Consider the following 15,499-nt stretch of genomic DNA (forward strand, 5'->3'; position numbering starts at 1 on the left):
TGTCCGGACGTAAAGCGTCGCAGCTCGCGCGAAGCGCGGTGACCACGCGACGGAGGCGCACATCGATCACAGCGCAGTCCGGACACGCACCTCCGGAGACCCCGGCCCCCGGCAGCACAACGGCGCACCCGCACCACGACCCCCCGCCGGACGGCGCACCGCACCCGCACCACCGGCCCCAGCCGAACCGCACCCCGCACACCACGGCCCCCTGCCGGGAGGCGCACCGCACACCACGGCCCCCCGCCGGACGGCGCACCGCACCACGACCCCCCGCCGGACGGCGCACCGCACCCGCACCACCGGCCCCAGCCGAACCGCACCCGTCACCCAATATCCGGCGGATCAATCCGCACCCGCACCTGATCCCCCCCACCCCGTGCCAACCTCCCCGCCTGCGCCCCCTTCAGCGCCCCGGCAAGCGCCGCCCCACTCCCCGGCGGCACCCGCACCAACGCCCTCTCCCACCGCTCCCCCACCGGCGCGTCCCCCGCCCGACGCGGTCTGCCCGGATCCGTGACCGGCATCGGCACAGGCCCCAGCACCTCCGCGTCGACCGGCAGTTCCGCGGCCGCCGCCGCCAGGAACGCGGCCACCGCCTCCCCGCGCCCCAGCACCGCCGCCATCCGCGACACCGGCGGAAACCCCAGCTCGGCACGTTCCGCCAGTTCGCGCTGCGCGTGCCCCACGGGATCCCATCGCACCAGCGCCTGCACGGGCCGCAGCGTCGGCTCGGCGACCACCACCACCGTGCCGCCCTCGCCCTGTCCCCGTACCAGCGCCCCTGCCTGTATCCAGCGGCGCAGCGCCTCCTCCCCCGCCCGCAGATCCGGCCGCCCGAGCATCGCCCAGCCGTCGAGGAGCAGCGCCGCCGCGTAACCGCCCTCCGCCACCGGCTCGGCGCCGGGGGTGCTGACCACGAGGGCGGGGCGGCCGGGGACGGAGTCGAGCACATGGTCGCGTCCCGATGTACGGACGGGGACGGCCGGGAACGCCCGTCCCAGCTCCTCCGCCGTACGCCGCGCCCCCACGATCCGCGCGCGCAGCCGGGTGCTCCCGCACGCCACGCAGTGCCAGGCCGGTTCGTCCCGGCCGCACCAGCCGCAGTGCAACTCCCGTTCCCGCGCCGCCTCCAGCGGCCCCGCGCACTGCCGGCAGCGGGCGGGCGTACGACACCGTTCACACGCGAGCCGGGGCACATAGCCGCGCCGGGGCACCTGCACCAGCACCGGCCCGGTCTTGAGCCCTTCCCTGACGGCCTGCCAGGCGAGGCTGGGCAGCCGCGCGGCGCGCGCCGCCTCGTCCCGCGCCAGCTCGCCGTCGCCGATGGTGCGCACGAGCGGCGCGGCCGTACGCACCTGCTCGCGGCCGGCCGCGAGGGGCAACGCCCAGCCGGTGCCGACCAGTTGGGCCGCCTCGACGGTGCAGGACGTACTGCCCAGCAGGAAGCCGCACTTGTCGTGCGCGGCCCGCAGCAGCAGTACCTCGCGGGCGTGCGGCTGCGGTGCGTGCTGCTCGCTGTGGCTGCCGTCGCCGTCGTCCCAGATGACCACCAGCCCCAGGTCCCGCACCGGCGCGAACATGGCCGCGCGGGTCCCGACGACCGCCCGTACCGCTCCGCGCCGTACGGCGAGCCACTCCCGGTACCGCTTCTCGGGCCCCGCCTCGGCCGTGAGCAGTGCGTGCCGCCCTTCGCCCAGCAGCGCCGTCAGCGCCGTGTCGACCCGCGCGGCGGCCCGCCCGTCCGGTACGACGACGAGCGCGCCCCGCCCCGAGGCCAGCGTCGCCACCACGGCGCGCGCCAGCTCATCGGCCCAGTGCGGCCCCGGGAGCGCGGTCCACACGGCCCGCGGCGCCCCGCCCCCGGCGAGCGCGGCCAGGAACGCGGGCCCGTTGACATACCGCTCCCAGGTCCCCGCGTCCGGGGCGGCGGGCGGTGGCAGCGGCTCCGGGGAGGGCTTCGACTCGGCACGCGCGTTCCGCGGCGGGATGGCGAGCTGGAGTACGTCCGCGAGGCTGCCCGCGTACCGGTCGGCGACGGCACGGGCCAGCCCCAGCAGCTCCGCACTGAGCACGGGCTCGGGCGACACCACATCGGCGAGCGCGGCGAGCGGCCCGGAGTAGTCGGACTCGGCCCGCCGCTCGACCACGAACCCGTCGATCAGCCGCCCGCCCTCACGCCGCCCGCCCCGCACCTGATGCGCCCCGGCCCCGAACCGCACCCGCACCCGCACCCCCGGCTGCGCCGCCTCGTCCAGCTCCTCCGGCACGGCGTAGTCGAAGAACTGATCAAGATGCAGCACGCCTTTGTTGACCACCACCCGCGCGACCGGCAGCTCCCCGGCCAGCGCGGCCCCCCGCCACGTCCGCGGCTTCGCGCGCGGCACCTTGGCCTTCCGCACACTCTCCCGAATCAGCGCAAGCTGCTCAGGCCCGCCACCCCCGGCGGGATCGTCGGCCTGCCTGTCGTCCCTGCTCACAGCTTCATACCTACCAGACAGCACCGACACGACGACTTCCGAGCTGTCCGGGGTGGGGCCGGGCACGCGCGAGGCCCCGGACCGTCATGCGGTCCGGGGCCTCGACGTCACGCCTGAAGGGTCAGACCCCCGCGGCCTTGCGCAGGGCGTCCACGCGGTCCGTGCGCTCCCAGGTGAATTCGGGCAGCTCGCGGCCGAAGTGGCCGTACGCCGCCGTCTGGGCGTAGATCGGGCGGAGCAGGTCGAGGTCGCGGATGATCGCGGCCGGGCGGAGGTCGAAGACCTGCGCGATGGCCTGCTCGATCTTCTCCGTGTCGACCGTGGCTGTGCCGAAGGTCTCCACGAAGAGGCCGACCGGCTCGGCCTTGCCGATCGCGTAGGCGACCTGGACCTCGCAGCGGGCGGCCAGGCCCGCGGCGACGACGTTCTTCGCGACCCAGCGCATCGCGTACGCCGCCGAGCGGTCGACCTTGGACGGGTCCTTGCCGGAGAAGGCACCGCCGCCGTGGCGGGCCATGCCGCCGTACGTGTCGATGATGATCTTGCGGCCGGTCAGGCCCGCGTCGCCCATCGGACCGCCGATCTCGAACCGGCCCGTCGGGTTGACCAGCAGACGGTAGCCCTCGGTGTCCAGCTTGATGCCGTCGTCGACCAGCTCCTTGAGGACATGCTCGACGACGAACTCGCGCACGTCGGGGGCGAGCAGCGAGTCCAGGTCGATGTCCGAGGCGTGCTGCGAGGAGACGACGACCGTGTCGAGACGGACGGCCTTGTCGCCGTCGTACTCGATGGTGACCTGCGTCTTGCCGTCCGGGCGCAGGTACGGGATGGTCCCGTTCTTGCGGACCTCGGAGAGGCGGCGCGAGAGCCGGTGCGCGAGGTGGATCGGGAGCGGCATCAGCTCGGGCGTCTCGTCGCAGGCGTAGCCGAACATCAGGCCCTGGTCGCCGGCGCCCTGCTTGTCCAGCTCGTCCTCGTCGCCCTCGACGCGCTTCTCGTACGCCGTGTCGACGCCCTGCGCGATGTCGGGCGACTGCGCGCCGATGGACACCGAGACGCCACAGGAGGCGCCGTCGAAGCCCTTCTTCGAGGAGTCGTAACCGATCTCCAGGATCTTGTTCCGCACCAGCTGGGCGATCGGCGCGTAGGCCTTGGTGGTCACCTCTCCGGCCACGTGCACCAGACCGGTGGTGATCAAGGTTTCCACGGCGACCCGGGAGGACGGGTCCTCCTGCAGGAGCGCGTCAAGAATGGTGTCGCTGATCTGGTCAGCGATCTTGTCGGGGTGACCTTCGGTCACTGACTCCGAGGTGAACAGACGGCGGGACACATCGCTCCCTGTGGTTGCAGCGGCTGCTGGCTGATCATTGGCGGACCGGCGGAGGGCTGCAGCCCCGCGACGGTCCACGACCACTTTATCGGTCGTATCGGGCCACGGGGGCAAGTGTCTCGATCTGTGGGAGTCCCGCCGCCCGCGGCTCTGCATTATGCGATACGCCGATCGACCCTGACCAGGGGGTGCTACGCCGGGATTCTTCGGTTTTCCGCTCTCCGCCGCGGTGATTCCCCGGAAACGGGACGGCGGCGGCGCAACGAAGAATTCACGCGCACCACGGTTGACGTTCAGCTGGAGCCCTCGGAATCGCGCCCCCGCCCCCACGGGCCCCTCAGGTCCCAGGCGTCTCAGGTCACCAGCCGTGGCGCCACCAGGTCCCAGACGACATCCGCCAGCGCCTCCTTCGGCCCGTACGGCACCGCCGTCTCGCCGCCGTCCGCCGCGAGCACGACCGCCTCGTTCTCCTCGGCGCCGAAGGTCTTCCGCTCCCCGACCTCATTGACCACCAGCAGATCGCACCCCTTGCGCCGCAGCTTCTTCCTGCCATTGGCCAGGACGTCGTCCGTCTCCGCCGCGAAGCCCACGATCACCTGTCCGGGGCGGGCCCGCTCCGCCGAGATCTCGGCGAGGATGTCCGGATTACGGACGAGCGCCACCGGCGCGGGCTCCTCGCCGTCCTTCTTCTTGATCTTGCCCTCGGCGTAGGACGCGGGCCGGAAGTCGGCCACGGCCGCCGCCATGACCACGGCGTCGGCCTCCGCGGCCGCCTTCAGCACGGCCTCACGCAGCTGCACGGCGGTCCCGACATGGACCACGTCCACACCCGCGGGGTCCGCGAATCCGGTATTCGCCTCGATCAGGGTGACCCGCGCGCCCCGCGCCGCCGCCGTACGGGCCAGGGCGTATCCCTGCTTCCCGGAGGAGCGGTTCCCCAGGTAGCGGACCGGGTCGAGCGGCTCGCGCGTACCGCCCGCGCTGATCACGACATGGTGTCCCGCCAGGTCGGGCACGGAGTCGGGTACGGACGCGCCGCGCGCCAGCACGCGCTGGCAGAGCTCGAAGATCTCTCCCGGGTCCGGCAGCCGCCCCTTGCCCGTGTCGACGCCGGTGAGGCGGCCCACGGCGGGCTCGATGACGACGGCGCCACGGCGGCGGAGCGTCGCGACGTTCTCCTGGGTGGCGGGGTGCTCCCACATCTCGGTGTGCATGGCCGGCGCGAAGACGACCGGACAGCGGGCGGTCAGGAGCGTATTGGTCAGCAGATCGTCGGCGAGTCCGTGCGCCGCCTTGGCGAGCAGGTCGGCGGTGGCCGGCGCGACGACGACCAGATCGGCGGCCTGCCCGATCCGCACATGCGGCACCTCGTGGACATCGCTCCAGACCTCGGTGGAGACGGGGTGGCCGGAGAGGGCCGACCAGGTGGCGGCCCCGACGAAGTGCAGCGCCGAGTCGGTCGGTACGACCCGTACGTCATGGCCCGATTCGGTCAGCCGTCGCAGCAGCTCGCACGCCTTGTACGCGGCGATCCCGCCCGCGACCCCCAGAACGACCTTCGGCTTGTCCACCGTGTCTCCCCTCTCTCGTCCGTCCCCGGCTCTCACGTCCGTGCCCGGCCCTAGGGACATGACACACCACAGGCCCGGCGGTCGGACCGCCGGGCCTGTGCTGAAAAGCCTGTTACCGAAGAGCGCGTACGCCTACTGGGCGGGGCCGTCGATGGCCTCGGAGGTCAGCAGACCCGCGTTGATCTCACGCAGGGCGATCGAGAGCGGCTTCTCGTGGACGTGGGTGTCCACCAGCGGACCGACGTACTCAAGCAGGCCCTCACCGAGCTGCGAGTAGTACGCGTTGATCTGGCGCGCGCGCTTGGCCGCGTAGATCACGAGGCTGTACTTCGAGTCCGTGGCCTCGAGCAGCTCATCGATCGGCGGGTTGATGATGCCCTCGGGCGTGGTGATGGAAGAGGACACTCTCTAGCCTTCCGAAGAAAATTCAGGGAGAAACCGGTAATTGCGGGATTCACCAGGGAAGGAAAGCCCACAAAAGATCATGCAACTGCCATCAAGGCTAGCAGCTCGCGCGCGACGTCCTCGACCGAGGTGTTGACCAGCGTCGTATCGAACTCCGACTCGGCGGCCAGCTCCACCGTGGCGGCCTCCAGACGGCGCTCGATCACCTCGGGCGATTCCGTGCCCCGGCCGGTGAGCCGGCGCACCAGCTCGTCCCAGCTCGGGGGCGCCAGGAAGACGAGCCGGGAGTCGGGCATCGACTCCTTGACCTGCCGCGCACCCTGGAGATCGATCTCCAGCAGTACGGGCTCGCCCGCTCCCAGCCGGTCGAGGACCGCCTGGCGCGGAGTGCCGTAGCGGTTGCCCGCGAACTCCGCCCATTCCAGCAACTCACCATTGGCGACCAGTTTGTCGAATTCATCGTCGGTGACGAAGAAATACTGGACGCCGTGGCGCTCGCCGGGACGCGGCTTTCTGGTGGTGGCCGACACCGAGAGCCATACCTCGGGGTGGACCTTGCGCATATGCGCGACGACCGTGCTCTTGCCGACCCCGGAGGGGCCGGAGAGCACGGTCAGCCGCGGTCGTACCTCTGCTGCCATGCAGCGATTATCCAGGTTCCCGGGGGTGCCCGGGAACGTCAGGCGGCCTTGCCGCCGAACTCGCGCTCCAGGGAGGCGATCTGGTTGGAGCCAAGACCACGCACTCGGCGGCTCTCGGAGATCCCGAGCCGCTCCATGATCTGCTTGGCGCGGACCTTGCCCACGCCGGGCAGGGACTCAAGCAGTGCGGAGACCTTCATCTTCCCGATGACGTCGTTCTCCTGACCCTGCTTGATGACGTCATGGAGGGAGGCGCCGGAGTGCTTGAGTCGATTCTTGACCTCGGCCCGCTCCCGGCGAGCCGCGGCGGCCTTTTCGAGCGCGGCTGCGCGCTGTTCAGGGGTAAGGGGCGGAAGAGCCACGCCTACGTCACCTCGGATGTCGAACTGTCGGATACGGACCGGTGAGGAACCTAATCGCCCCACACCAGGCGAGCAACGGGCAACGCACTGCTCGTTGGCTCTCGACGGAGACTAGCGGCCATGACCGCCGGAGTCAGCGAGAACAGACGAAAAGTCCTGGTCAACGTCGATCGGGCCGGACATTTCAGGCATATTGCCCAGCTTTTTGGCCAAGAATCTCTTCATCGGCGTCCCAGCGGTGTTCCCCTGGCGTTCAGGGACACCGCTCGAAGGACGCTCGCCGCACCACCTGAAGCCTTCCGACACGCCCCCGGCGCACGCCCTACGCGCCCCCGACAGCCGCCCTCACCTCATCGGCGAAACGCTCCGCCGCCGCCCTCAGCGCGCCGAGGTCCGGACCGTGCCGCAGTACGCCCCGGCTGACGCTCGGGACCACATCGCCGACCGCCGCGCCGAACACACCGGGCAGATCGGCCGGGGTCGCGCCCTGCGCGCCGATACCGGGCGCGAGAAGCGGCCCGTTGATCGCGAGATCGACCCCCGCGTCCCCCAGGGTGGCGCCGACGACCGCGCCCACCGAGCCGAGCGGGGTCGCGCCCGCGTTCTCCGCGGCCATGTGGTCCAGCATCAGCTGCGCGACGGGCCGGCCGCCGGCGGCCGTGGCGCGCTGCACCTCCGCGCCCTCGGGGTTGGACGTCAGGGCGAGTACGAAGACACCCGAGCCGGAGAGCGCCGCCGCGTCCAGGGCGGGACGCAGGGATCCGAAGCCGAGGTACGGGGAGACCGTGACCGCGTCCGAGAAGAGCGGCGAGTCCTTGTCCAGATAGGTCGCCGCGTACGCCCCCATGGTGGAGCCGATGTCGCCGCGCTTGGCGTCCATCAGGACCAGCGCCCCCGCCGCGCGTGCCTCCGCCACGGTCTTCTCCAGGACGGCGGTCCCGCGCGACCCGAAGCGCTCGAAGAACGCCGACTGCGGTTTGAGCACGGCCACCCGGTCCGCCAGCGCCTCCACCGTCGTACGGGCGAAGCGCTCCAGGCCCGCGAGGTCGTCGCCCAGGCCCCAGTCCGTGAGCAGGGAGCCGTGCGGGTCGATACCGACGCAGAGCGGTCCACGGGTGTCCATGGCGCGCCGCAGCCGGGCCCCGAAGGGCTCTTCCGCGGCCGGATCCGGGGCCGGTGCCGTGGGGGCGGGGGTCATGCGGTCACCTTCCGGGTGTCGGCGCCGACGGCCTCGGCGAGCGTGGCGTACGGGCTGACCGCCAGCCGGGCGGCGAGCCCCTTGTGGATCGCGCGGCTCCAGAACGGGCCCTCGTAGATGAAGGCGCTGTAGCCCTGGACGAGCGTGGCGCCCGCGAGGATACGCTGCCAGGCGTCCTCGGCGTTCTCGATGCCGCCGACGCCGACGAGCGTGATCCGGTCGCCCACGCGCGCGTACAGCCGGCGCAGCACCTCCAGGGAGCGTGCCTTGAGCGGCGCGCCGGACAGGCCGCCCGTCTCCGCGACCAGGGCCGGGTCCGAGACCAGGCCGAGCCCCTCGCGCGCGATGGTGGTGTTGGTGGCGATGATGCCGTCGAGGCGCAGTTCCACGGCCAGGTCGGCGACGGCGTCGATGTCCTCGTCGGCGAGATCGGGCGCGATCTTCACCAGCAGCGGCACCCGGCGGTGGGTGACGGTACGGTCGGCGGCCTCCCGTACGGCCGTGAGCAGCGGTCGCAGCTGGTCGACGGCCTGGAGGCTGCGCAGTCCTGGGGTGTTGGGCGAGCTGACATTGACCACGAGATAGTCGGCGTGCCCGGCCAGCCGCTCCGTCGAGAGCACGTAATCGCCGATCGCCTCACTCTCGGGGACGACCTTGGTCTTGCCGATGTTGACGCCGACAGTGGTCCTGAAGACCGGCCTGCGCGCCGCCAGCCGGGCCGCGACGGCGGCCGAGCCCTCGTTGTTGAAGCCCATCCGGTTGATCAGCGCGCGGTCGGCGACGAGCCGGAAGAGCCGTGTCCTCGGGTTGCCGGGCTGCGGCTCCCCGGTGACCGTACCGATCTCGATGTGGTCGAAGCCGAGCATCGTCATGCCGTCGATGGCCACGGCGTTCTTGTCGAAGCCCGCGGCGAGCCCGAAGGGGCCGTGCATCCGCACTCCGAACGCCTCGGTGCGCAGTTCGCGGTGGCGCGGCGCCAGGGCGGCGGCGATGAACGTACGCAGGACGGGGATACGGGCGGCGAGCCGGATCCAGCGGAACGCCAGGTAGTGGGCGCGCTCCGGGTCCATCCGCCGGAAGACCAGCCTGAAGAAGAGTCTGTACATGGAGTGGTTTGTCCTCGAAGAGACCTCATGAAGAGGGGGACACCGGCTTCGGTGTCCCCCGTCCTCGGGCCGGCTAGTTGTCGCGTGCCGCGGTCAGGTGCCCGGCGTGTTCCTGGAGGGAGCGGACGCCGACCTCGCCGTGTTTGAGGGCGTCGATGCCCTGGACGGCGGCGGCCAGCGCCTGGACCGTCGTCAGGCAGGGAACGCCGCGCGCCACGGCCGCTGTGCGGATGTCGTAGCCGTCGAGCCGGCCGCCGGTGCCGTACGGGGTGTTGACGATCAGGTCGACACCTCCGTCGTGGATCAGCTGGACGATGGTCTTCTCGCCGTCCGGGCCCTCGCCCTCGCTCTGCTTGCGCACGACGGTGGCGTTGATGCCGTTGCGCTTGAGCACCTCGGCGGTGCCGGAGGTGGCGAACAGCTCGAAGCCGTGGGCGACCAGCTCACGCGCCGGGAAGATCATCGAGCGCTTGTCGCGGTTGGCGACGGAGATGAAGGCGCGGCCCTTGGTGGGCAGCGGGCCGTACGCGCCTGCCTGCGACTTGGCGTACGCCGTGCCGAAGACGGAGTCGATGCCCATGACCTCACCGGTCGAACGCATCTCCGGGCCGAGGACGGTGTCCACCCCGCGCCCGTGGATGTCGCGGAAGCGCGACCACGGCATCACGGCCTCCTTGACGGAGATCGGCGCGTCGAGCGGCAGCGTGCCGCCGTCGCCGTGCGCCGGCAGCAGCCCCTCGGCGCGCAGTCCGGCGATGGTGGCGCCGAGCGAGATTCGGGCCGCCGCCTTGGCGAGCGGTACCGCCGTCGCCTTGGAGGTGAAGGGGACCGTACGGGAGGCGCGCGGGTTGGCCTCCAGGACGTACAGGATGTCGCCCGCCATCGCGAACTGGATATTGATCAGCCCGCGGACCCCGACCCCCTTGGCGATGGCCTCGGTCGAGGCGCGCAGCCGCTTGATGTCGAAGCCGCCCAGCGTGATGGGGGGCAGCGCGCACGCCGAGTCGCCGGAGTGGATCCCGGCCTCCTCGATGTGCTCCATGACGCCGCCGAGGTACAGCTCCGTACCGTCGTACAGCGCGTCCACGTCGATCTCGATGGCGTCGTCGAGGAACCGGTCCACCAGGACCGGCCGGGTGGGGCTGATCTCGGTGGACTCCGCGATGTACGAGGAGAGCCTGGTCTCGTCGTAGACGATCTCCATGCCGCGCCCGCCGAGCACGTACGACGGTCGGACCAGTACGGGGTAGCCGATCTCGTCGGCGATGGCCTTGGCCTCGGCGAAGGTGGTGGCGGTGCCGTGCTTGGGCGCGGGCAGCCCGGCCTCGGCGAGGACCCGGCCGAAGGCGCCGCGGTCCTCGGCGGCGTGGATCGCCTCGGGGGACGTGCCGACGACCGGTACGCCGTTGTCCTTGAGCGCCTGGGCGAGTCCGAGCGGGGTCTGCCCGCCGAGCTGGACGATGACGCCCGCGATGGGCCCGGCCAGCGTCTCGGCGTGCACGATCTCCAGGACGTCCTCCAGGGTGAGCGGCTCGAAGTAGAGCCGGTCGGAGGTGTCGTAGTCGGTGGAGACGGTCTCCGGGTTGCAGTTGACCATCACGGTCTCGTAGCCGGCGTCGCTGAGCGCGAAGGAGGCGTGGACACAGGAGTAGTCGAACTCGATGCCCTGGCCGATCCGGTTGGGGCCGGAGCCGAGGATGATCACGGCGGGCTTCTCGCGCGGCGCGACCTCGCTCTCCTCGTCGTACGAGGAGTAGAAGTACGGGGTCTTCGCGGCGAACTCGGCGGCGCAGGTGTCGACCGTCTTGTAGACCGGGCGGATCCCGAGCGCGTGCCTGACCTCGCGGACCACATCCTCGCGCAGCCCGCGGACACCGGCGATCTGGGCGTCGGAGAAGCCGTGCCGCTTCGCCTCGGCGAGCAGCCCGGGGTCGAGCTCGGGGGCCGCGGCCAGCTCGTCCGCGTACTCCTTGATCAGGAACAGCTGGTCGACGAACCACGGGTCGATCTTCGTCGCGTCGAAGACCTCCTCGGGGGTGGCACCGGCCCGGATGGCGCGCATGACGGTGTTGATCCGGCCGTCGGTGGGGACCTTCGCGGTCTCCAGCAGGGCGTCCTTCTCGGCGGGACCGCCCGCCTCGCCGGTGAAGTCGAACTGGCTGCCCGCCTTCTCCAGCGAGCGCAGCGCCTTCTGGAGCGCCTCGGTGAAGTTACGGCCGATGGCCATGGCCTCGCCGACCGACTTCATGGTGGTGGTGAGGCTGGCGTCGGCAGCCGGGAACTTCTCGAAGGCGAAGCGCGGCACCTTCACGACGACATAGTCGAGCGTGGGCTCGAAGGACGCCGGGGTCTTCTCGGTGATGTCGTTGGGGATCTCGTCGAGCGTGTAACCGACGGCGAGCCGGGCGGCGATCTTCGCGATCGGGAAGCCGGTGGCCTTGGACGCGAGCGCGGAGGAGCGGGAGACGCGCGGGTTCATCTCGATGACGATGACCCGGCCGTCGTCGGGGTTGATCGCGAACTGGATGTTGCAGCCGCCGGTGTCGACCCCGACCTCGCGGATCACGGCGATACCGATGTCCCGCAGGATCTGGTACTCCCGGTCGGTGAGCGTCATCGCGGGCGCGACCGTGATCGAGTCGCCGGTGTGCACACCCATCGGGTCGAAGTTCTCGATGGAGCAGACGACCACGACGTTGTCGTGCTTGTCGCGCATCAGCTCCAGCTCGTACTCCTTCCAGCCGAGGATGGACTCCTCGAGGAGCACCTCGGTGGTCGGCGAGAGCATCAGGCCCTGTCCGGCGATCCGGCGCAGGTCCTCCTCGGTGTGCGCGAAGCCGGAGCCGGCGCCGCCCATGGTGAAGGAGGGACGTACGACGACGGGGTAGCCGCCGAGTTCGTCGACGCCCTTGAGCACGTCGTCCATGGAGTGGCAGATGACCGAGCGCGCGGACTCGCCATGGCCGATCTTGGCGTGGACGGCGTTGACCACGTCCTTGAAGAGGTCGCGGTCCTCGCCCTTGTTGATCGCCTCGACATTGGCGCCGATCAGCTCGACGCCGTACTTGTCGAGCGTGCCCGCGTCATGGAGCGAGATCGCGGTGTTGAGCGCGGTCTGGCCGCCGAGGGTGGGCAGCAGCGCGTCGGGGCGCTCCTTGGCGATGATCTTCTCGACGAAGTCGGGGGTGATCGGCTCGACATAGGTGGCGTCGGCGATCTCCGGGTCCGTCATGATCGTGGCGGGGTTGGAGTTGACCAGGATGACGCGCAGGCCCTCGGACTTGAGGACGCGGCACGCCTGGGTACCGGAGTAGTCGAACTCAGCGGCCTGGCCGATGACGATCGGTCCTGAACCGATGACCAGGACGGACTGGATATCGGTGCGCTTAGGCACGCTGGCCCTCCATGAGCTCTGTGAAGCGGTCGAACAGGTACGCGGCGTCGTGCGGGCCCGCGGCTGCCTCGGGGTGGTACTGGACGCTGAAGACCGGCCGGTCGAGCAGCCTGAGCCCCTCGACCACGTTGTCGTTGAGACAGACGTGGGAGACCTCGGCGCGGCCGTAGGGGGTGTCGGAGACCCGGTCGAGCGGTGCGTCGACGGCGAATCCATGGTTGTGGGCGGTGACCTCGACCTTGCCCCATGTGCCGTTGGCGTCGCGCTCCTGCACCGGCTGGTTGATGCCGCGGTGCCCGTACTTCAGCTTGTACGTGCCGAACCCGAGCGCGCGGCCGAGGAGCTGGTTGCCGAAGCAGATGCCGAAGAGCGGGGTGCCGCGCTCCAGCACGCCCTTGACGACGGTGAGGTCGGCGGTGGCCGGGTCGCCGGGGCCGTTGGAGAGGAAGACCCCGTCGGGCTCGGTCGCGTACACCTCGTCGAGGGTGGCGGTGGCGGGCAGGACATGCACCTCGATGCCGCGCTCCGCCATCCGCTGCGGGGTCATGCCCTTGATGCCCAGGTCGAGCGCGGCGACGGTGAAGCGCTTCGTCCCCTGCGCGGGCACGATGTACGTCCGCTCGGTGGCGACCTCGGCGGACAGGTCGGCACCCGTCATCTGGGGGGACTCCTGGACGCGGGCGAGCAGCGTCGCCTCGTCGGCCAGGGAGGCGCCGGAGAAGATGCCGACGCGCATCGCGCCGCGCTCGCGCAGATGGCGGGTGAGCGCGCGGGTGTCGATCCCGCTGATGCCGACGACGCCCTGGGCGACCAGTTCGTCGTCGAGGGAGCGCCGGGAGCGCCAGTTGGAGGGGGTGCGCGCGGGGTCGCGTACGACATAGCCGGAGACCCAGATCCGCCGCGATTCGGCGTCCTCGTCGTTGACGCCGGTGTTGCCGATGTGCGGCGCGGTCATCACGACGACCTGGCGGTGGTACGACGGGTCGGTCAGGGTCTCCTGGTAGCCGGTCATGCCGGTGGAGAACACCGCCTCGCCGAAGGTCTCCCCCACGGCCCCGTAGGCGCGACCGCGGAAGCTGCGGCCGTCCTCCAGGACGAGTACGGCGGGAGTCGCCTGGTCGCGGGCGGTTCCCGGGGTGGAGGTGGTCATCGTGCGGGGCCTTCCGTCGTCGTGAACTGATTGGTGAGGTTGATCGCCTCGACCCATGCGGTGTGCTCGGCGGAGCGGTCGGAGCGGAAACCGGAGTCGATCAGCCGGTCGCCGTGCTGCCAGGTGACGATCAGCAGTCCGCCCTCGGCCAGGACCTTGCCGGCGATGCCCTTGTCGAGCCGGGCCTCGCGCAGCTGGGCGGCCGGGATGAAGAAGTCGTTCGCGCCGGGGCGTACGACCTCCAGCCCCGCGTCCGTCAGCGTCAGCTCGACGCGGCTGCGGGCGCCCAGTCCCTGGGCCACGATCCGGTCGAGCCACTGCCCCGCGGTCGTGGAGCCGTGGTAGCGGCCGCTCATGCTCAGCTTGGCCTCACCGGGCGTGTCCGGCGCGGCGGGCAGCTCCGGCAGATCGGACTGGAGGCTGCCGCGCCACTTCCAGCCCTGGCGCATCAGCCAGTACACGAAGGCGATGAAGAGCAGCAGACCGAGGACCCAGCCGATCCGGGCAGCCCAGTCGGTCACCTCCGCCGATTTCTGTTCGGCGGCCAGAGGAAGCAGAAGGTTCGCAGTTGTCACGCCAGATTCCCGTCGACGACCGTGGCACGGCCCCGCAGGAAGGTGTGGGTCACCCGCCCCGGCAGCTCACGCCCCTCGTAGGGGGTGTTACGGCTGCGGGAGGCGAACCCCGCGGGGTCCACGGCACCACGGTATGCCGGATCCACCAGCGTCAGGTTGGCCGGCTCACCCGCCGAGACGGGACGGCCATGGCCGTCGAGCCTGCCGATGCGGGCCGGCCGGAACGACATCCGGTCGGCGACCCCGGCCCAGTCGAGCAGTCCGGTCTCGACCATCGTCTCCTGGACCACCGACAGCGCCGTCTCCAGCCCCACCATGCCCATGGCCGCGGCGGCCCACTCACAGTCCTTGTCCTCGTGCGGATGCGGCGCGTGGTCGGTGGCGACGCAGTCGATCGTGCCGTCCGCGAGCGCCTCGCGCAGGGCCGTCACATCGGCCTCGGTGCGCAGCGGCGGGTTCACCTTGTAGACCGGGTTGTACGACCGTACGAGTTCGTCGGTGAGCAGCAGATGGTGCGGGGTGACCTCGGCGGTGACGTTCCAGCCCTTGGACTTCGCCCAGCGGACCAGCTCCACCGATCCGGCGGTGGAGAGATGGCAGATGTGGACGCGGGAGCCGACATGGGCGGCGAGGAGGACATCGCGGGCGATGATCGACTCCTCGGCCACGGCGGGCCAGCCGCCGAGCCCCAGCTCGGCCGAGACGATGCCCTCGTTCATCTGGGCGCCCTCGGTCAGCCGCGGTTCCTGGGCGTGCTGGGCGATCACGCCGTCGAAGGCCTTCACGTACTCCAGCGCGCGGCGCATGATCACCGCGTCGTCCACGCACTTGCCGTCGTCGGAGAAGACCCGGACGGCGGCGGCCGAGTCGTGCATCGCGCCCAGCTCGGCGAGGTGCTTGCCCTCCAGACCGACCGTGACGGCGCCGACGGGCTGGACATCGCAGTAGCCCGACTCCTTGCCCAGCCGCCAGACCTGCTCGACGACCCCGGCGGTGTCGGCCACCGGGAAGGTGTTCGCCATGGCGTGGACCGCGGTGAAACCGCCCACGGCCGCGGCCTTCGTACCGGTCAGTACGGTCTCGGAGTCCTCGCGGCCGGGCTCGCGCAGATGGGTGTGCAGATCGACCAGACCGGGCAGCAGGATCCGGCCCTCGGCCTCGATGACGGTCGTCGCGCCGTCGGCGGGCAGCTCCGTGCCCACCTGGGCGATGGTCTCGCCGTCGATCAGTACGTCCTGTGCCTCGCCGCCCAGTACCCGCGCGCCCCGGATCAGAATCTTGCTCATG

12 protein-coding genes are annotated in these 15,499 nt (G+C 71.1%); all 12 read right to left on the reverse strand.

The annotated features are described in order from the left end of the window. Window positions 1–326: 326 nt before the first annotated feature. The 12 genes from ACFRKB_RS12925 to ACFRKB_RS12980 all read right to left on the reverse strand — a co-directional run bounded on the left by ACFRKB_RS12925 (window position 327) and on the right by ACFRKB_RS12980 (window position 15,498). Window positions 327–2,480, reverse strand: a complete 2,154-nt coding sequence (locus tag ACFRKB_RS12925; protein ID WP_383105680.1) for a primosomal protein N' — start codon at window positions 2,478–2,480, stop codon at window positions 327–329. 121 nt (window positions 2,481–2,601) lie between these two features. Beyond that, entirely contained in the window at window positions 2,602–3,810 is a 1,209-nt protein-coding gene (gene metK / locus ACFRKB_RS12930) for a methionine adenosyltransferase (RefSeq protein WP_030355516.1), read from the reverse strand. A gap of 353 nt (window positions 3,811–4,163) precedes the next feature. Then, the gene (gene coaBC, locus ACFRKB_RS12935; protein ID WP_383105681.1) at window positions 4,164–5,381 is read right to left on the reverse strand and encodes a bifunctional phosphopantothenoylcysteine decarboxylase/phosphopantothenate--cysteine ligase CoaBC; all 1,218 of its coding nucleotides are present in this window, start codon (window positions 5,379–5,381) and stop codon (window positions 4,164–4,166) included. 132 nt (window positions 5,382–5,513) lie between these two features. Continuing rightward, window positions 5,514–5,786, reverse strand: coding sequence for a DNA-directed RNA polymerase subunit omega (gene rpoZ / locus ACFRKB_RS12940; RefSeq protein ID WP_030355514.1), 273 nt, complete (start codon window positions 5,784–5,786; stop codon window positions 5,514–5,516). 77 nt (window positions 5,787–5,863) lie between these two features. Continuing rightward, on the reverse strand, window positions 5,864–6,427 hold the full coding sequence (gmk, locus tag ACFRKB_RS12945) for a guanylate kinase (protein ID WP_365977230.1): 564 nt from the start codon (window positions 6,425–6,427) through the stop codon (window positions 5,864–5,866). A 38-nt stretch (window positions 6,428–6,465) separates the two neighbouring features. Continuing rightward, window positions 6,466–6,789 (reverse strand): integration host factor, encoded by a 324-nt coding sequence (locus ACFRKB_RS12950; protein WP_030355512.1) that lies wholly within the window; start codon window positions 6,787–6,789, stop codon window positions 6,466–6,468. A 322-nt stretch (window positions 6,790–7,111) separates the two neighbouring features. Continuing rightward, window positions 7,112–7,987 carry an orotidine-5'-phosphate decarboxylase gene (gene pyrF, locus ACFRKB_RS12955; RefSeq protein ID WP_383105683.1) on the reverse strand — a complete coding sequence of 292 codons (876 nt, stop codon included), beginning with the start codon at window positions 7,985–7,987 and terminating at the stop codon, window positions 7,112–7,114. After that, the gene (locus tag ACFRKB_RS12960; protein WP_383105684.1) at window positions 7,984–9,093 is read right to left on the reverse strand and encodes a quinone-dependent dihydroorotate dehydrogenase; all 1,110 of its coding nucleotides are present in this window, start codon (window positions 9,091–9,093) and stop codon (window positions 7,984–7,986) included. The genes pyrF and ACFRKB_RS12960 overlap by 4 nt, the downstream gene beginning before the upstream one ends. A gap of 73 nt (window positions 9,094–9,166) precedes the next feature. Further along, window positions 9,167–12,487 carry a carbamoyl-phosphate synthase large subunit gene (gene carB / locus ACFRKB_RS12965; RefSeq protein WP_383105686.1) on the reverse strand — a complete coding sequence of 1,107 codons (3,321 nt, stop codon included), beginning with the start codon at window positions 12,485–12,487 and terminating at the stop codon, window positions 9,167–9,169. Beyond that, window positions 12,480–13,637 (reverse strand): glutamine-hydrolyzing carbamoyl-phosphate synthase small subunit, encoded by a 1,158-nt coding sequence (carA, locus tag ACFRKB_RS12970; protein WP_383105687.1) that lies wholly within the window; start codon window positions 13,635–13,637, stop codon window positions 12,480–12,482. The genes carB and carA overlap by 8 nt, the downstream gene beginning before the upstream one ends. Beyond that, window positions 13,634–14,212: a PH-like domain-containing protein gene (locus tag ACFRKB_RS12975; protein ID WP_383105688.1), complete on the reverse strand. Its 579-nt coding sequence runs from the start codon at window positions 14,210–14,212 to the stop codon at window positions 13,634–13,636. Before ACFRKB_RS12975 ends, carA begins: the two co-directional genes overlap by 4 nt. Then, window positions 14,209–15,498 (reverse strand): dihydroorotase, encoded by a 1,290-nt coding sequence (locus ACFRKB_RS12980; RefSeq protein WP_383105690.1) that lies wholly within the window; start codon window positions 15,496–15,498, stop codon window positions 14,209–14,211. The genes ACFRKB_RS12975 and ACFRKB_RS12980 overlap by 4 nt, the downstream gene beginning before the upstream one ends. Window position 15,499 lies beyond the last annotated feature (1 nt).

Origin of the sequence: Streptomyces scopuliridis (assembly GCF_042790125.1) — a bacterium.
In the GTDB taxonomy this organism is placed as follows: Bacteria; Actinomycetota; Actinomycetes; order Streptomycetales; family Streptomycetaceae; genus Streptomyces; species Streptomyces scopuliridis_A.